General features: G+C 62.3%; 12 protein-coding genes and 1 pseudogene. 9 read left to right on the top strand and 4 right to left on the bottom strand.

Going from position 1 to position 18,087, the window contains the following annotated elements; all coding sequences use genetic code 11:
• Positions 1 to 83: 83 nt before the first annotated feature.
• Entirely contained in the window at positions 84 to 299 is a 216-nt protein-coding gene (locus BUB39_RS08400; RefSeq protein WP_073052456.1) for a hypothetical protein, read from the bottom strand.
• A gap of 231 nt (positions 300 to 530) precedes the next feature.
• On the opposite strand from BUB39_RS08400, the gene BUB39_RS08395 reads away from it, so the two are divergent.
• Both BUB39_RS08395 and BUB39_RS08390 read left to right on the top strand, forming a co-directional pair.
• Complete coding sequence (locus BUB39_RS08395) at positions 531 to 2,366, top strand: aminopeptidase P family protein (protein WP_073052882.1); 1,836 nt, start codon at positions 531 to 533, stop codon at positions 2,364 to 2,366.
• A 126-nt stretch (positions 2,367 to 2,492) separates the two neighbouring features.
• Positions 2,493 to 3,041, top strand: coding sequence for a PRC-barrel domain-containing protein (locus BUB39_RS08390; RefSeq protein WP_084527015.1), 549 nt, complete (start codon positions 2,493 to 2,495; stop codon positions 3,039 to 3,041).
• Between the two features lie 68 nt (positions 3,042 to 3,109).
• Here BUB39_RS08390 and ligA read toward each other — a convergent pair whose 3' ends face one another.
• Positions 3,110 to 5,545 carry an NAD-dependent DNA ligase LigA gene (gene ligA / locus BUB39_RS08385; RefSeq protein ID WP_073052454.1) on the bottom strand — a complete coding sequence of 812 codons (2,436 nt, stop codon included), beginning with the start codon at positions 5,543 to 5,545 and terminating at the stop codon, positions 3,110 to 3,112.
• A 166-nt stretch (positions 5,546 to 5,711) separates the two neighbouring features.
• Between ligA and rfbC the strand changes: the two genes are divergently transcribed.
• The 6 genes and pseudogenes from rfbC to BUB39_RS08360 all read left to right on the top strand — a co-directional run bounded on the left by rfbC (position 5,712) and on the right by BUB39_RS08360 (position 14,164).
• Positions 5,712 to 6,284 (top strand): dTDP-4-dehydrorhamnose 3,5-epimerase, encoded by a 573-nt coding sequence (rfbC, locus tag BUB39_RS08380; protein WP_073052453.1) that lies wholly within the window; start codon positions 5,712 to 5,714, stop codon positions 6,282 to 6,284.
• A gap of 10 nt (positions 6,285 to 6,294) precedes the next feature.
• Positions 6,295 to 7,176: a dTDP-4-dehydrorhamnose reductase gene (gene rfbD / locus BUB39_RS08375; RefSeq protein WP_073052452.1), complete on the top strand. Its 882-nt coding sequence runs from the start codon at positions 6,295 to 6,297 to the stop codon at positions 7,174 to 7,176.
• 19 nt (positions 7,177 to 7,195) lie between these two features.
• Entirely contained in the window at positions 7,196 to 8,062 is an 867-nt protein-coding gene (gene rfbA, locus BUB39_RS08370) for a glucose-1-phosphate thymidylyltransferase RfbA (RefSeq protein ID WP_073052451.1), read from the top strand.
• A 52-nt stretch (positions 8,063 to 8,114) separates the two neighbouring features.
• The gene (rfbB, locus tag BUB39_RS08365; RefSeq protein WP_073052450.1) at positions 8,115 to 9,170 is read left to right on the top strand and encodes a dTDP-glucose 4,6-dehydratase; all 1,056 of its coding nucleotides are present in this window, start codon (positions 8,115 to 8,117) and stop codon (positions 9,168 to 9,170) included.
• Between the two features lie 371 nt (positions 9,171 to 9,541).
• Positions 9,542 to 10,126 (top strand): annotated as a pseudogene (locus tag BUB39_RS25975) (class I SAM-dependent methyltransferase); the annotation flags it as partial.
• A 351-nt stretch (positions 10,127 to 10,477) separates the two neighbouring features.
• Complete coding sequence (locus BUB39_RS08360; protein WP_244540177.1) at positions 10,478 to 14,164, top strand: rhamnan synthesis F family protein; 3,687 nt, start codon at positions 10,478 to 10,480, stop codon at positions 14,162 to 14,164.
• A 63-nt stretch (positions 14,165 to 14,227) separates the two neighbouring features.
• On the opposite strand, the gene BUB39_RS08355 is transcribed toward BUB39_RS08360, so the two are convergent.
• Positions 14,228 to 15,130 (bottom strand): NAD-dependent epimerase/dehydratase family protein, encoded by a 903-nt coding sequence (locus BUB39_RS08355; protein ID WP_244540176.1) that lies wholly within the window; start codon positions 15,128 to 15,130, stop codon positions 14,228 to 14,230.
• Between the two features lie 367 nt (positions 15,131 to 15,497).
• Between BUB39_RS08355 and BUB39_RS08350 the strand changes: the two genes are divergently transcribed.
• Positions 15,498 to 17,036: a glycosyltransferase gene (locus tag BUB39_RS08350; RefSeq protein ID WP_073052447.1), complete on the top strand. Its 1,539-nt coding sequence runs from the start codon at positions 15,498 to 15,500 to the stop codon at positions 17,034 to 17,036.
• Positions 17,037 to 17,159: 123 nt separating this feature from the next.
• Here the strand turns inward: BUB39_RS08350 and BUB39_RS08345 are convergent, their stop codons facing one another.
• Entirely contained in the window at positions 17,160 to 17,879 is a 720-nt protein-coding gene (locus tag BUB39_RS08345; protein ID WP_073052446.1) for a class I SAM-dependent methyltransferase, read from the bottom strand.
• Positions 17,880 to 18,087 lie beyond the last annotated feature (208 nt).

Genomic DNA, 18,087 nt, shown 5'->3' with positions numbered 1-18,087 from the left:
GCGTGACGTACGAGACAAGCAAAAGGCCCCGCCGATGACGGGGCCTTCAACAATCATGCCGGGCCGTTGGCCGAGCGGTCGTCCTAGAGCGTGGCGCTGAACGCCGAACGCTCGAAGCTCTCACGGTCGAAGCCGAAGGTCGCGAGCGACGCATCGTCGAGCGAAAGCTGATAGCCATTGACATAACGCGGCATCTGGCGCTCGCGAGTATGGTTCATCCGGGCGACCGCGCGCCGGACGACGCCATGCCCACGGCTTGCTGCCGGGGCAATGCCGATCTCTCCATAAGCTGCAGTCATCGTGTCCAATCCTTCCGTGAAGTGCCAGGGCACCCCGTTGCAAGCAGGAACATAGTGGAGGCGAGCGCACGAAGGAACCGCCGCAACGGCATGACTGACATGCAGTTTTTGCATCGCACAAAGTTCCGACACATTGATGACGCGATGCAACCATCTCCGTCAACGCAATTGCGGCTGGAGCGCGGCGCCGCTACGCTTCGTTCACCATAGTGTCCCCAGCGAGCCCTCATGATGTTCCAGACTTTCGAAGCTCCGACACGCTCCGGGCCGATCGGTGAGCGCGTGACGGCCCTCCGCGCCGAGCTCAGCCGCCTCGGCCTCACCGGCTTCATCGTTCCCCATGCTGACGAGTATCAGGGCGAATACATCCCCGCTTCGGCTGAGCGACTTGCCTGGCTGACGGGCTTTACCGGCTCTGCCGGCGCTGCGATCGTGCTCTCTGGCGAAGCGGCCATCTTCGTCGATGGCCGCTACACGCTGCAGGTGCGCGACCAGGTCGACAGCCAGGACTTCTCTTATGAACATCTGATCGAGACGCCGCCGCACGAATGGCTGAAGAGCCGTCTCGGTGGGAAGGACCGCATCGGATATGATCCGCGCTTGATGACGATCGCCGAGGTGCGTCGCTTCGAGGCGGCTGCCCAGTCAGCCGGCGCCACGTTAATCCCTGTTGAAGAGAATCCTATCGACAGGGTCTGGCATGACCGGCCCGCGCCGCCGCAAGCCGCGGTCGTGATGCAGCCCGACGCGCTCGCCGGCGAAAGCGCGACCGCGAAGATCGAGCGGCTCCGTGTGCTCCTCGCCGACAAAGGCGTCGATGCCGCAATCCTCGCCCAGACCGATTCGATCGCCTGGACCTTCAACATCCGCGGCGGCGATGTTCCGCATAATCCGGTGGCGCTGTCCTACGCCATCCTGCGGCGCGACGGACCGCCTTCGCTCTATATCGATGGCCGCAAGCTGTCGAACGCCGTTCGCGACGCGCTCGCCGACCTTGCCGACATCAAGGAAGAAGCGGCGCTGGCCGGCGATCTCGCCAAGCTAGGTGCGGCCGGGGCGCGTGTCCTCGCCGATCCGCAGTCAACGCCAGACGCGCTCGCCCATGCGCTGACCAGCGCGGGTGGCGCCCTGGTCGAAGGCAGCGACCCCGTCTCGCTGCCCAAGGCACGGAAAAATGCCGCCGAACTCGAGGGCATGCGCCGCGCGCATCGGCGCGACGGGGCTGCGGTCACGCGTTTTCTCGCCTGGATCGACGCCGAAGCAGCAAAGGGCGGCCTCACCGAGATCAGTGCCGCCAAGCGCCTTGAGGCCTTCCGCGCGGAGGTCGGGGCTGCCGATGGGGAGCCTTTGATGGAGATTTCGTTCGACACCATCTCCGGTGCCGGCTCGAACGGCGCCATCGTCCATTACCGCGTGACCGAGGCAACCGATCGCGCGATCGAACCCGGGCAGCTCTATCTGGTCGATTCCGGCGCCCAGTTTCAGGACGGCACGACTGATATCACCCGCACCATCGCCGTCGGGCGGCCGACCGATGAGATGCGCGATCGCTTCACCCGCGTGCTGAAGGGGCATATCGCGCTATCGACCGCTCGCTTCCCAAAGGGGACCACGGGCGCACAGCTCGATACGCTTGCCCGTCTGGCGCTTTGGCAAGCCGGCCTCGACTACGATCACGGCACCGGCCATGGCGTCGGCGTCTTCCTGCAGGTGCATGAGGGGCCAGCCCGCATTTCGAAGACCGGCAACGTCGCGCTCGAGCCCGGCATGATCCTCTCCAACGAGCCCGGCTACTACAAGACGGGCGCCTATGGCATCCGCATCGAGAACCTGATCGTCGTCGAACCTCCGACCGAGATCGCCGGCGGCGACCGGCCGATGCTCTCCTTCGAGACGCTGACGCTGGCGCCGATCGACCGCAATCTGATCGATCCAGCGCTGATGACGGCACCCGAAAGAGCCTGGCTCGACGCCTATCACGCTCGCGTCCACGACGCGCTCGCCCCGCAGCTCGAGGGGAATGCGCTCGTCTTCCTGAAGCTGGCGACGCAACCCCTGAGCGTATGACACGACCTGCGCCGCCCCATCACGGCAGCGCTATTTTTTCGGCGGCCGCAGGGAACGCGAGCGGCATAACTCCGTTGGATGACTGAGCAAACGCTCTGATAGTCACATAAAATCACGGAGTTAATCATGACGAAGCTCTTCGCGGCCACGGCTATTGCCGGACTTCTGGCGGCTGCACCTGCCTTCGCGCAGGATGCGACCCCGGCCCCCACGACCCCGCCGGCTGCAACCGGCGATACTGTCACGCCGGTTACCCCGACAGCCCCGCTCGACCGTTTTGTCGCTGCGCCGGCCGCTGACGATTGGGTCGCCTCGCGGCTGATCGGTTCGACGATCTATGGCGTCGGCGATGAAAACCTCGGCGACGTCAACGACCTGATTGCTACCAAGGACGGTCAGGTCAAGGCGGTCGTCATCGGTGTCGGTGGCTTCCTCGGAATTGGTGAGAAGAATGTCGCCGTAAATCCGAGTGCCCTTGAGCGCGTCGCTGACGGCAACAGCTGGAAGTACCGCCTGAACACCACCAAGGACGAGCTGACCGCAGCTCCCGAGTTCAAGGTGCCGGATGCGACGCCAGCCGAAGCCACGGGCTCGACCGCCCCGGCTGATCCGGTCACCCCGACGGACCCGGCCACGCCGATGGCCCCGGCAGCCCCGTCGACCACTGCGCCGTAGTCTGGCAGCGCGCGCATCTTTGCGCAGCGATCGAGCCCCGCCTCAGGCGGGGCTCTTTTTGCATAGGCTTATGCGATCAATGCAAGCCATTCATCTTCTGAAAGAACCCTCACTCCGAGCCGCGTCGCATCGGCAAGCTTCGAGCCCGCCTCGCTACCGGCGACCACGAAACTCGTCTTCGAGGAGACGGAGCTCGATACCTTTGCCCCCAGCCGCTCGGCGATCGCCTTGGCTTCATTTCGGGTCGTCTTTTCGAGCGTGCCCGTGAAGACGACGATCTGACCGTCGAGCGTTCCACCGCCACGCGGTGCCGCGACATCGGCGACACGCACTTCCTCAACGAGAACATCGACAACCTCGATGTTATGCGGCTCGGCGAAGAAATCGATCAGGTCCGTGGCCGCCACGCTGCCGACATCGGACAGCCCAGCCAACTCGCTGAACGCTTCGCCTGGAACGCCGTTCTTGGCCTCGGCAATCCGCGCCAGGGCCGCCTGCGCATTTCCATAAGCCGCTATCAGGCTTTGATGCGCCTTCGACGAAAGCTTCGCCTGGCCGATCGCCGTACGTGCATCGAGATCAGGCAATCCCTCAAATGAAGGCGGCAGCTCGATCTTCAGCAGCTTGTCGCGCGATCCAGGACCGATGCCGTCGATATCGGTGAGTTCAAGCCAGGCCGCGCCAGGCCGCGCCGCGCCCGCCTCGGAGACTGCCTGCCGAAACCGATCGACGCTGACATAGCGCTTTGCCAGCGCCTTCGAAGTGGATTCGCCGATATTGCGGATACCGAGCGCATAGATGAAGCGATCGAGCGGGATCGAGCGCCGCTCGTCGATCGCCCGGATCAGCTTATCAAGCCCCTCGAAGGAGCGTTTATCGTCGTCGATCGCCTTGCTCGGCCCCTCCGCACCTTGCCGGCGGGCCTCGGACTGGCGGATCCTGTGCTTGAGCAGCGCCTCGCGCGCCGCCTCGCGCCGTTCATGCAGCTTGAAGATGTCGGCCGGATTGCGGATCACGCCTTCCTCGAAGAACAGCTGAACCATTTCATCGCCGAGCCCTTCGATGTCGAAGGCGAGACGCGAGACGAAGTGCCGGATGCGCTCGACCGCTTGGGCGGCGCAGATCAGGCCACCGGTGCAGCGGCGGACGGATTCGCCCTCCTCCCGCACCGCATGACTGCCGCAGACCGGGCATATCGTGGGGAATTCGAACGGAACCGCCCCCGCGGGACGCTTGTCCACCACGACATCATCGACGCGCGGTATAACGTCGCCGGCGCGCAGCACGACGACCGTGTCGCCAATACGGATATCGACGGGCCTGCCCTCGCCGTCAAGGCTTCGGCCGGCAATCGGTAATCCGTTCGAGCCGATTCCCTTGATGAAGTCCTCGTTGTGCAACGTGGCATTGGAAACCACGACGCCGCCGACCGTTACGGGCTCGAGCTTCGCCACCGGCGTCAGCGCGCCAGTCCTGCCAACCTGGATGTCGATATCGTTCAGAACCGTGAAGGCGCGCTCGGCGGCAAATTTATGCGCGATCGCCCAGCGCGGACTGCGCGAGACAAAGCCGAGCCGCGCCTGCAGGGCAAGGTCATCGACCTTGTAGACGACACCGTCGATGTCATAGCCGAGGCGCGCCCGCTCCTCCTCGATGCCATGATAGAAGGCGAGCGCCTCCTCCGCACTCTTGCAGAGCTCCATGCGCGGATTGGTCGGCAGGCCCCAAGCTTTGAAGGCCTCGACCATGCCCATCTGCGTCTTGGCCGGCATCGCGCTCATTTCTCCCCAGGCATAGGCAAAGAACTTGAGCGGCCGCGCCGCCGTGACCCTCGGGTCCAGCTGGCGCAGCGAACCAGCAGCGGCATTCCGCGGATTAGCGAATAGACGCGCTCCTCCCTCGGCTGCGCGCGCATTGATCGCCTCGAAATCAGCGTGCGCCATGTAGCATTCGCCGCGGATCTCGACGACTTCGGGAACGCCCTGAGGCAGGGATTGGGGGATATCGGCGATGGTGCGGGCATTCGCCGTGACATTTTCGCCTTCGAAACCGTCGCCGCGGGTTGCCGCGGTCACCAGCTGACCGGCCTCATAACGAAGCGACAATGAAAGCCCATCGATCTTCGGCTCGGCCGTAAACGCCAGCGGTCCGTCATGGCGAAGAAAGCGTTTGGCGCGGTCGATGAACTCGGCGACGTCGGCGTCCTTGAAGGCGTTGTCGAGCGAGAGCATCGGTACGACATGGTGGACCTTGGCGAATTTCGCAGAAGGCGCCGCGCCGACCGCGACGCTCGCCTCGGAGGTGAGGCCCGGGAAGCGCGCCTCGATCGCGTTCAGCCGGTTGCGCAGCGCGTCATATTCCGCGTCGCTGATCGTCGGCGCGTCTTCCTGGTGATAATGGACATCCGCCTCGCGAATGGCGGCTGTCAGGCGCTGATGCTCGCTGGCCGCCTCTGCCTCGGCGAACTGGTCGACAGGGATAGCGGATGACGGATCGGACGACATGGGCGGCTCCTCCTGAGCAAGGAGCTATGCCGCGCTGACGACGTTGCATCAAGGGTCTAGCGGCAACGATCGACGGGCGCGACGACCAGTCGGGGCCTCGACAGGCCTGGGACTTTCCGGCATGTTGCGACGCGCTCATGCGCTAGGCGGGGATTTCGAGTAAAAGATGAACTCTACGATAGTTCTCGTGAAACCGAAGCGATTTGGTGATGATCGCGGCTGGTTCAGTGAGGTTTACAACGAGAAGAAGTTCGAAAGCTTTGGGATCAGTTGTCGCTTCGTTCAGGACAATCATTCCCTCTCCGTCCGGATCGGCACGCTGCGCGGCCTTCACTTCCAGACACCACCCTTCGGCCAGGATAAGCTCGTTCGTTGCGTCCGCGGCCGGATCTTCGACGTCGCCGTAGACATTCGCAAGGGTTCGCCGACTTTCGGCCAGTGGATCGGTGCGGAACTCAGCGCCGATAACGGCCACGAACTCTTCATTCCCGTGGGCTACGCGCATGGTTTCTTCACGATGGAGCCCGACACGGAAGTGACCTACAAGGTCTCCAACTTCTACGCCCCGGACTGTGATGCCGGGCTCGCCTGGAACGATCCCGAAATCGGCATCGCCTGGCCATTGCCGGCCGACGCGGCGCCCTTGCTGAGCGACAAGGATGGGCGCCTGCCGCGCCTCGCGGGGTTCGAGAGCCCCTTCGCCGGCGACGGGCGGCCCATGCAAATGATCGAAGTCTGAGGCTAGCAGGATGCGCATCCTCGTTACCGGCGGAACCGGACAGGTCGGCGCGGCTCTTGCGCGCCGGACATGGCCGCACGGTGTTTCGCTGGACCTGCCGACACGCGCTGAACTTGACCTCGCTGCACCCGGTCGCATCGCCGACTATGTCGAAAAAGGCGGCTATGCCGCCGTCATCAATGCGGCCGCCTATACGGCAGTCGACAAGGCCGAGAGCGATAGCCTCGCGGCCTGGACGGTCAATGCGATCGGCCCCGTCGCACTGTCAACCGCCACGGCTCGCGCCGGCATTCCGATGGTCCACGTATCGACGGACTACGTCTTCGACGGCACGAAGGTGGGCGCCTATCTCGAAGAGGACGCCGTGCGGCCCCTCGGCGTCTACGGCGCTTCAAAGGAGAGCGGCGAGCAAGCCATCCGCACTGGCAATCCCCGGTCCGCGATCGTCCGGACGTCCTGGGTGTTCTCCGCCGATGGCACGAATTTCGTCAAGACCATGCTGCGGTTGGGCGCGACCCGCGACCGGCTGCGCGTTGTCGACGATCAGCATGGCTGCCCAACCAGCGCGCACGATCTAGCCGACGTACTTGCTGCGATCGCGCTGAGAATGATCGAAGACCCCGCAGCCCCGGTCGGCACCTATCATTTCGTGAATGATGGCGCGACGACCTGGTGTGGCTTTGCGCGGGAGATCTTCAGCCGCGAGGCCGAAGCCGGGCTGCAGGTGCCCGAGGTCGAGGCCATCGCGACCCATGACTATCCGACTCCGGCGCGTCGCCCGGCCAATTCGGTCCTCGGCGGCGCGAAGCTCGCGCACGACTACGGATTGATCGCGCGACCTTTCACAGACGCTCTTCGCGAGGTCCTTCACGATCTGCGGAGGCAAGAATGAAAAGAAAAGGATTATCGTCGTGAAAGGCATCGTCCTCGCAGGCGGTTCCGGAACGCGGCTTCATCCCGCCACCCTGGCGGTGAACAAGCAGCTCATTCCGGTCTATGACAAGCCTATGATCTATTATCCGCTGTCGGTTCTGATGCTGGCAGGGATAAGAGAGATCCTGATCATCTCCTCGCCGGAGTATCTGGACAGCTACAAGCGCCTGTTTGGCGACGGCTCTAAATGGGGCGTTTCATTTTCCTATGTGATGCAGCCGAGCCCGGACGGCCTGGCACAGGCCTTCACGCTTGGCGCTGACTTCATAGGCGACGACAACGTCGCGCTCATTCTCGGCGACAACATCTTCTTCGGTGCCGGCATGCTGGAACTCTTGGATCGGGCCAAGGCGCGTCCGACCGGAGCGACCGTCTTCGCCTACGAGGTCGATGATCCGGAACGCTACGGCGTCATCGAGCTCGACACGACCGGCAAGGCACTCAGCATCGAGGAAAAGCCCCCCCTGCCGAAGTCGCCCTTCGCGGTGACCGGGCTTTATTTCTACGACAATGCCGTTGTCGGCCATGCGCAGAGGCTCAAACCCTCACCGCGCGGCGAATATGAGATCACCGATCTCAATCGTGTGTATATGGAAGCGGGTGCGCTCTTCGTCGAGCGCATGTCGCGAGGCTTTGCCTGGCTCGACACTGGGACCCATGACAGCCTCCTCGAGGCGAGCCAATTCGTGCGCACCATGCAGCACCGGACCGGCACGCACATCGCCTGCATCGAAGAGATCGCCTATCTCAACGGCTTCATCTCCCGCGACGAACTGATTGTGTTCGGCAAGCAGTTCTCGAAAACCGCCTATGGGAAGTACCTGCTCAAGCTTGCGGAAGCCTGACCACGCGCGGCCGCGCGGGGGATGTCAGGCTATCGCTTTGGTGGATCGAAACATGAAAATCATTGTAACCGGCGGCGCCGGATTCATCGGTTCGGCATTGGTTCGCCATCTCGTGGGCGAAGTCGGCGCCGACGTGCTGGTCATCGACAAATTGACCTATGCCGGGACGCTCACTTCGCTGAAGACGATCGCGAACGCGCCCAACTATCGCTTTGCCCAGATCGATATCTGCGATCGCGGCCCGCTTTCAGAGGCCATCGCTGGCTTCCAGCCCGACTGCATCATGCATCTCGCCGCTGAAAGCCATGTCGACCGCTCGATCACCGGCGCCGGAGACTTCATTTCAACCAATATCGTCGGCACCTACACGCTTCTGGAAGCGGCGCGTCAGTATTGGATGGGCTTGCCGGCCGGCGCGAAGGAGCAGTTCCGGTTCCTCCACGTTTCGACTGATGAAGTTTATGGGTCGCTTGGTGACGAGGGGCTGTTCAAAGAGACGACGCCCTACGACCCCTCCTCGCCCTATTCCGCGTCCAAGGCGGCGAGCGACCACTTGGCGATCGCCTGGCATCGCACCTATGGTCTGCCCGTGGTTGTGTCGAACTGCTCGAACAATTACGGGCCCTATCACTTTCCCGAAAAGCTGATCCCGCTGATCATCCTGAACGCGCTCGAAGGCAAGCCGCTGCCGGTCTACGGGCAGGGCCTGAACATTCGCGACTGGCTTTTCGTCGAGGACCACGCAAGGGCGCTGCATCTCATCGCGACAAAGGGGCGCCTCGGCGAGAAGTACAATGTCGGCGGACGCAACGAGCGCCGCAACATCGACGTTGTGAAGCATGTCTGCGCATTGATGGACGATTGGAGGCCGAAGGACGCCCCGCATGAGCAACTGATCAAATACGTCGTCGACCGGCCCGGCCATGACGCGCGCTACGCGATCGACGCCTCCAAACTTGAGACGGAGCTCGGATGGCGTGCCCGCGAGACATTCGAAAGCGGCATCGCGAAGACGGTCGCCTGGTACATCGAGAACGACTGGTGGTGGCGCCCCCTGCGCTCATCGGTCTACGAGGGCGAGAGGCTCGGTGTCCTGACGCCGCCCTGATCGGGAACGCCAGCGGGTATCACATACCGGCTGGCTCTCTTCGCCGACAACTGGCACGAGCGGCCGCCACTCATCGGGGCCGATCGATCGACAGAGCCTCAAGAGGCTCGGCGGTCCGCACCACTTTTTGCCTTCGCTGGTACCGCGAACGCGGGCGCCGGGCGTCTTTCACGTGAGTAATTGTCGCACCAGCCCACCACTCTCGATGGCAAGCAATGGACACGACATCGCGCTTCATAATAGAAACGTCGGGCAAGACCTGACAATGTTATCCGAGAGTTTGCGCACGTGACGCCCGCGCGATCCTCTCGTTCGCCTCCCGGCCAGATTGTTTGGAACCACCTCTCGGCGATCGACAAGACAATCAGAGAATGAATAAGAACAACGTATGGCTTGGCGAATATTATCGCTTCAACGCAACACTCAATCTTTGGCATCGGGGAAAGGAGCTTCATTCCCATGTCACCGATGGTGACGATGCAGACGACCGCGTCGCCAGGATCATGCACGAAAGCTTCGATCGTTCGTCCTTGTCGCTCGAACTTCAGAAAGCGGACCCGGACGGCCCCGTCAGCGAAGATTTCAGTGCAAGGCGCGCCAACCTCCTGCGCCCGCTCCGCCATCTTTTGCAGGGAGATATCCTCGAGATCGGCGCAGGTAGCGGGAGCCTAACCCGCTACCTCGGCGAGACAGGCGCCAGCGTCGTCGCTGTCGAGAAGCGCAGGCGCCGCGCCGCGGCCGCAGCCGCACGGTGTGCCGACCTTCCGAACGTCAGCGTCGTCGCCGACGACTTCGCTTCGCTGCCGAAGGGGCAGCAGTTCGACGTGGTAACTCTGATCGACCTTATAGGGTCCACGCGCCTGTTCTTCGGCGCCGAGGAGGCCGATCCAGTGGCTGCGCTGATGGCGCGCGCGCGAAGCTTCCTGAGGCCCGGCGGCATCTTCATCATCGCGGTCGAGAATCAGCTCGGGCTAAAATATCTCTCCGGCTCGGCCGAAAATCCTATCGATGACCTCCTTCCAACAGACGGTCTGGCGACGTTCGGACGGGCCGAACTTTCGCTTCGTCTGGCAAAGCACGGCCTGCCGAGCCAGCAGTGGTGGTTTCCGCTGCCAGACCGCAAGCTTCCGGTCTCGCTGCTCTCCGACCGTCTGCTGCGGCACGACGTAGACCTGTCGGCCTTGATCGCGGCGGCAGTCCGTGCCGATCCGCAAGGACGCAGGCCCGTCGCTCTTTCGCATGGCCACGCCTGGAAACTGGCTTTCCGCAACGGCCTCTGGCCGGATCTGACGGATTCCTTCCTCGTCGTGAGTTCGGATGCCGAACTGCCGGAACACGAGGTGCTCGCGGTGCACTACGGCGCGCCGCGGCCACCCGCCTTCGCGAAAGAACTCCGTTTCGTCTGGCGCGACGGCGCCCTGATGGTCGAGCGGCGCCATCTTGCGCCGAAGGCTGCTGCAACGGTGTCCGCCGCCATCTCGCTGCACGCCGCGGATGAGCCTTTCGAGGCTGCGCCGAGCTGGCACGCCGAACTCGCGGCGCTGCTATCGCGGCCGGGCTGGACCCTTGATGACTGGACAGGCTGGGCTCGGCGCTGGTTCGACGCCCTCCTCTCCGAAGCGGGCTTAACAGAATCGCCTCTTCCCGATGCGAACACCACTATCTCGGGAAGCCTCATCGACGCCATTCCTCGCAATTTAGTTGCGGAAGATGGGGCAACGCCCCGGTTCTTCAATCAGGAATGGCGGATGGCCGAGCCGATCGAAATTGGTCACCTCGTCTATCGCTCGCTGTTCGACAGTCTTGATGCCCTGTTCGATTGTGCCGAGCCCGCCAAGGGCGTCTCGCTAAGCAAGTTGGCGCTCTTCCAGCACTTCGCTCGCTCGCTTGGATGGCAGCTGATGGCCGACGACATCCGGCGTTACGCTCGGCTTGAGGGCAAGATCCAAGCCGAAATTGGCGAAGGGAACGAGCGGCCTCTGTCCAGTCTCCACGATCCAATTCCTGTCGATATCGGCTTGCGACAGCTTCCCATAAGCGCCGCCCACCATCTGAGGCAGGAGATTGCCAACGCCCGCTTGAAGGCGGAACGCCTCGCCGACGTGCTCAAGACCCGGGAGCAGGAGCGCCAGTTGGTGCTCCGCAGGGTCGAGGAGATCGAGCAGGAGCTCTGGCGGGAGAAGCAGGCGACGCGCGAAGCCCGGCGGGAAATCACCACCATGGCCGCGGCTGGCGACCACCTCGCCTGGCAGTTGCGACGCGCCTATTCGAAGCCGTGGAATCCGATGCGGCAGGGCCTGCAGCGCTTCGGACTGCGCATGATCCTGCTGCTGAAGCCGCTGCTGCCAAAACGCAATCTTCGCAGCTTTCAGAATTCGCTGCAGAAGCGCAAGCCGGCCCGCTTCCAGCTTGAGTGGGAGATGGCACGCCTCCAGGCGCCGCTCCTCGCGGGTCCGGATCAAAATCGGGCTGAAGACGAGCGAGATATCGCCCTCATCGAATCCAGCGGCCTTTTTGATACGTCCTTCTATGCTGGCACGGCGAACGCCCATGCGATGGGGATGTCGCCGATCGCTCATTACGTAAGGCATGGCGAAGCCAGCGGTCTGGCGCCTTCGGCTGCGTTTGATCCCACCTTCTACACACGCCTCTACCCCGACGTCGCAGAGCGCCGGCTGAGCCATTACATTTTGTTCGGCCGGAATGAGGGCCGCTCAGCGGGGCCGGCCACAAGCCGCATGAGTTTCCCCGCGGGATTGGTCAACCCAAGCCGCCCGACGGTGGTCGTGATGGTCCACGAAGCCTCGCGAACCGGCGCCCCGATCCTCGCCTGGAACATCGTGCGCGCCATCCAAAACCGATATAACGCCGTCGTTGTTCTCCAGCGGCCGGGAGCCCTCTTGACGGCATTCCAGCAAGTCGCAGACGTGACGGTGGAACTCCCCGACAGCTTTCAGCCCTACGAGGCCGAATATGATGAGCTGGCGAAAGAGCTGATCAGGCACTACAGGCCCGAATATGTGATCGCCAACAGCGTTGAGACCCGCGGCGTCGTTCCCGAATTCGAGCGCAACGGCGTTCCGGTAGTCGCGCTGGTCCACGAATTTTCGAGCTATTATCGTCCCGTGGGCCGGCTGAGCGCCCTTTTCGAGCACGCCTCGCAGATCGTCTTTCCGGCGCAGGTTGTGGCAGACGCGGCACTCTCCGATCACGGCAAAATTCTGCCGCGTCGCTACGCTATTCTCCCGCAGGGTAGTTCCGAGCTCCCGGAGGGAGGAACTGGCGCTCCGGCACCGAATCCTCAGATTCTCAAGCGGCCAAATCTCCCCGAGCATGGAGATGTGAGTGCGCTGCCTCCCCGCGATGGAACCCTTTTCATCGTCGGGATGGGCATGATCTCGATGCGCAAGGGTGTCGATTCCTTCATCGCTGCAGCAGCAGACGTGGCGAGACGCCGGCCTGACCTCAAGGTCAAGTTCGCATGGGCGGGCGAGGCCTACACCTACGATCAGCCCTATGTCGACTTCATCGAGGCACAAGTGGAACGGAGCGGTCTCGGTGACCGGTTCAGCTTCCTTGGCGCGTTCAGCGACATGGAGCCTCTATACGCCCGCACCGACGTCATGGTCCTGTCGTCGCGCCTCGACCCTCTGCCAAATGTCTCCATCGACTGTGCATTGCAGGGGATTCCCGTCCTCTGCTTCGAGAACGCCAGTGGTATGGCGGAAATCTTGCTGAAACGCCCCGACACACGGCAGTTGGTCGTGCCCTATCTCGACTCGGGGGCGCTCGCAGATAGACTGATCGATCTCGCAACCGATGACGAGCTGCGTAAGACCCTGTCAGCGGCCATGCGCGAGATCGGCGAGAGCACGTTTGACATGCAAGGCTATGTCCGGGCCCTGGACCAGCTGGCGCAACATTCATTGCGAATGCATCGGCAGGCGCGGCTCGACTTTGAGACCATCGAGGCCGCCGGAATTTTCAACAGCACGCTCTATCAGACAGGCGCCTTGGTGCAACTCGGCGAAAAGGAAGCCCTCCGCAACTATCTGCGAGCGTCCCGCAACGCCGTGCCGCGCGGTGAGCCGCTTTCCGGCCACTTCGTCCGGCGTCCTGTCGAGGGATTCCACCCTCTCATCTATGCGGCCGAGAATGCTGACTACCGGGAGGATACCGGTGAAGATCCGCTGGCTCACTATCTGCGCTCAGGCGCTCCAAATGGCCCATGGCGCCACAAAGTCATCACGCCGCAAGCAGACACCGCGCGTGCGGCAAGCCGTCTGAAGGTCGCAGTCCATGGCCATTTCCACTATCCAGAACTCCTGCCGGAATTTGTCGAGCGATTGTCTCGGAGCCGGACCCGCTGCGACCTACTGATCACGACCACCAGCGATGAGCGGCAAGATGAACTCGAGCGTTCCTTGGCGACGCTAGACGTAACCGGGACCGTCATCGTTGTTCCCAACCAGGGTCGCGATATCGGTCCGTTCCTCAGCGCGTTTCCGCGTGAAAAGATCTTCTCCTATGATCTGATCGGCCACTTTCACGGCAAGCGTAGCCTTCATAGTGCCACGTCCATGGGCGAGGTGTGGCGAACCTTCTTGTGGGAGCATCTGGTCGGAGGCGAGTTCCCGATGATGGATGAGATCGCTCGCGCGTTCGAGTCCGATCCGCAGCTCGGTCTCGTATTCGCAGAAGATCCTTATCTCTGGGATTGGAACGATAACCGGGGCATTGCCGAAGACATTGCCGCCCGGATGGGCATCAAGCTACGCAATCACTTCGATTTCCCGATCGGCACCATGTTCTGGGCGCGGCCGGCCGCGCTCGCGCCATTGTTCGATCTCGGCTTGAAATGGGACGATTATCCGCTGGAGCCCGTGCCGATCGACGGCACGCTGCTGCATGTGCTGGAACGGATGCTGCCCTTTGCAACGAAGAAAGCCGGCTACGATTACGCAACAACTTATGTTCGCGAGTATCGGCGGTGAACTTCGGTTGGCAGGCGGGACGGTGAACAGACCGGCAGCGCCCCAAGAGCGTCGCTCCGGTCGTCAGAGGGTCCCGCTTTGCTCGATCCAGGCTGTGAAGCGACGCAGTCCTTCCTTGAGGTCGACCTGTGGTGCCCAGCCGAGCGAGCGCCGGGCAGCGGCAATATCGAGTACGTTCACCGGAACGTCGAAGACCCGGCCGGGCGTGTAGCGACGAAGGGTCGTCCGGCCTGTCACGGCCTCGATCGCATCGAGGATCATATTGAGGCTGCAGCCGCACCCCGATCCGATGTTCAGCACGCGCTCGTCCGTCCTGAGCGGCTCCGCCGCAGCGACAAACGCATCGATAACATCGCCGACATACACGAAGTCTCTGACGGCCTCTCCGTCGCCCCAGATAACGATCTCCTCGCCCCGTAACACACGCCCAAGAAACACCGCGACGGCCCCTTGCTGGGCTAGCAGCCGCTGCCTCTCGCCATAGGGATTGGCGAGACGCAGCACGACATAATCAAGCCCGTGCAGAGAATGATAGAGATGGAGGTACTTCTCGATGGCGAGCTTGGTGATGCCGTAGGACGAGATGGGATCCGTGGGATGGTCTTCGGTGATCGGAACCGAACGTGGGACGCCGTAGACCGTGCCGCCGGACGAAGCGAACACGATTCTCTTGGTACCGGCCGCTACCGCCGTTTCGAGGAGGCGCAGCGTGCCCAGCACGTTGGTTCCGACGTCGAACGTCGGATCCGCATTGGAGGTGCTGGCGATCGTCGTCGAGATGAGGTGATAGCAGACGTCGACATCTTCGAGCGCCCGTTTCAGATCGTCCTTCGACAGGAAGTCGCCACTGAAAATCTCAATCGTACCGGGCGGGTTCCCGTGGAGACTCGTGAGTGGAGAATGGCCGGCCGCAGATGACCGACGAAAACTCCGCACAGCGTGACCGGCGGCGGCAAGGCTCTCCACCAGATGCGATCCGAGAAACCCGTCTCCGCCCAGAACCAAACACCGCATCCGGAAACCCTACTCCGTTCGAGGCGGACCGACCGTATTTGACGGTCTCGTCCTTTGCGCCGCCGCTGCCTCATATCGGGAATTGATCAACACGCCAAGCCGCGAGGCCGCAGGCCATTTCAACTGCTGCAAACAACGCATCAGCGACGCGCAGAATTTCTCGCAACGGGAATGTGTACCGCAGCCCCAAGTTTCTAGAGCAAGGGCGTCAAAAGCAAGGACATCAAGTTGAAAGCACATGGTCTCACAGGATTCCCTTCGATTGCGAAGTGCTCTATGTGACTGGCGGGGTCGGAGGATCGAGGCGGTTGATGCTGGGATGGAAGAGAACGTGACATCAGAAACCGGGAGCGATGCGGCTGAAATCGACGAACTGGTCGAGAATGATGGTGCGGAGAGCAGGATTGCAGCAGTAAGCCGCGGCGACGAAGCCGGCGCAGAGGTACCGACTGTCAAGACGATCGACGCCGTCGAGCCCGCCATTTCCGCAATCATCGTGACATATAATCACGAGCGCTACATCGAGCAGGCTCTGGATAGCGTCCTGTCGCAGCAGACCGACTTTCCGTTCGAAGTCATCATCTCAGAAGACAGGTCGACGGACAGCACCGGGGAGATCGTCAAGAGTTACGTGGAGCGTGATCCCGGCCGCATCCGCCTCATGCGCTCCGAGGACAATCTGCGCAGCATCGAGGTGGTCCTACGTGCGATGCGAGCCGCGCGCGGGCGCTATATCACTCTTCTGGACGGTGACGACTACTGGGTCTCGCCGGACAAGCTGCAGGCGCAATTCGACTTCATGGAGGCGCATCCAGATAGCGCGATCACCTATCACGACGTCGAGCGCGTCACCGATGACGGTGAGGTCATCCGCGTCATGAAAGGACTCGGGCATCGAGGAACGATCGCCGATCTGACCACGGGTAATTTCCTCGGAACCTGCTCAGTCATGATACGGCACTCGGCGCTGCCGGAGGTGCCCGATTGGGTCAGGGACATGCCGGCCGGCGACTGGCCCCTTTATTTGCTGGCGGCGAGGTCCGGTTTCATCGATCACATCGACGGACTCGTGGCCCGCTATCGCATCCATGGGGAATCCTATTGGGCGACACGGCCGCTATCAGAGCAAATCCTGCTGGGGCTGTGCATGCAGATCGAGATCGAGGCGCATCTCGGTCCCAGCTATGCTGCTCTATTCGAAAAAAGTCGGCGTGACACCGCCCGACACGTGCTCTCGACCGTTCTGAAAGAGCCGACCGAAGAGCAGACGGCCGCGTCCGGCGACGCGGAGCTGAGCTCACCGCAGGCTGCGGCTTCAGTAAAAGCGACCCGGATTCGCCTTATTGAGATGCAAACGCGCATCAACGAAGCGGAAGCGAAGCGCTCTGAGGCCCAATGGCGTGTCGACGTCGTGGCAAGCCAACTGCATACGGCGGAGGCCGGGCGGGACGAGGCGTGGCGTCACGCGGGCAACCTCGCAACCCAGATGGCCAGTTCCCAGGCGGCCATTGCCGATGTCATGGCCAGGCATGCCGATCTCACGGCCAGGCATGCCGATCTCATGGCCAGGCATTCGGAGGCGATCGAAAAGCTTCGCCGATCAGAAGCTCGGGCCCACGCCGCAGAGGCCCATGGACGACAATTGCAAGACGCGCTCGAGACCGCGCACCGCAAGACCGAGTTCGCAGAAACTCAGGCAGAACTTGCCGAGGCCCGTGGTCAGGACCTTCAAGCGGCGGTGCACGCTTCAACGACTCGCGTCCGTCGGATACGCCGCCGCGAAAAGCGAATTGCCATCGGCCTCGGCCTGGTGATCGCCGGGCTGGTTGCGTTCATCGTCCACCTGCAGTGGATTTAGGAACAAAACCAGCCGAAATCGGTGCGCGGGCCGGCGGAGCCACCTTGCCGCTAGTCCGCGGCGCATGAAAAGTGCCGACTCAAAAGCCGCTCGGGGCCCGCGCAGCCACTTGGCGTGGCAGGATCAGCTGCTTGTCCGATTTGCCAGAGCCTTCCCCGTCAGAATCGCATCAAAGCGGTAGGGGGAGCTCGTCTGGCCTCGACTGTCCTTGAAAACGCAGTTGAGCTTTGACTGCTCGCTGATGGACCGGATGGACTTCTCGGTCCACCACACGCCAATCCGTTCCCGGCCGACCAGCATTCGCCAGTAGTGTCGCAGCATCTTGGATGGCGTATCGTAAAGCCCGGACTTTCGGCGGGCATCGGGGACGCCGCAGAGAAGGATTCTGCCCCCTGGCTCAAGAGCCTGCGCCATGCCTTCGATAAGCGCCCGTCCCTGCTGTTTGTTGAAATACTGGAAGGCGCCATTGACGAGAATCTTGTCGTACGTCTGCCCCGACGCGGCGAATTCACGTATATATTCGACTGCGTCACTTTCAATATACTGGACATTATCGCGGATATTATGCTTTTTCCCGACATTCACCAATGAGTCCGAGAAATCTACGCCGACGATGTGCTTGCATTTTTCGGCGAGCTCGATCGTGAACATGCCGTTCCCGCAACACAGGTCGAGCACCCGATCTTCGGGGCTGATCGCCAGGTTCTCGACGATGCTGGCGGCAATATCGTCGATGTAGGATTTGCCGATCGGCTCGCCCTTAATCGTATACTGAACCTGCTTGGCGAAATCGGTTTCGACAAACTGCGTAGGAAAGACAGACCAATATTTCTTGAAATCCACAGATACCTCCCAGCCACCAGCCCTGCCAATACAGAACCTTGGCGTTATAGATCGTCCTAGAAGATCGTACCGTCGGAGCGACGACCGCTCAAGAAATCCGGCGGCGCAATCCCCTCGTTCACGCCGTTGCCTGCACCGCACGTCTCCCGTCGCGCCGACCGGCGGCATTCCTTGTCATCCAGCTTTCGCAGCGGAAGGCCCCACCCCG

It is taken from the genome of Kaistia soli DSM 19436 (assembly GCF_900129325.1).
GTDB classification, from domain to species: Bacteria; Pseudomonadota; Alphaproteobacteria; order Rhizobiales; family Kaistiaceae; genus Kaistia; species Kaistia soli.
The sequence above is the reverse complement of the archived record's forward strand: the minus strand, read 5'-3'. Positions and strand labels throughout refer to the sequence as shown.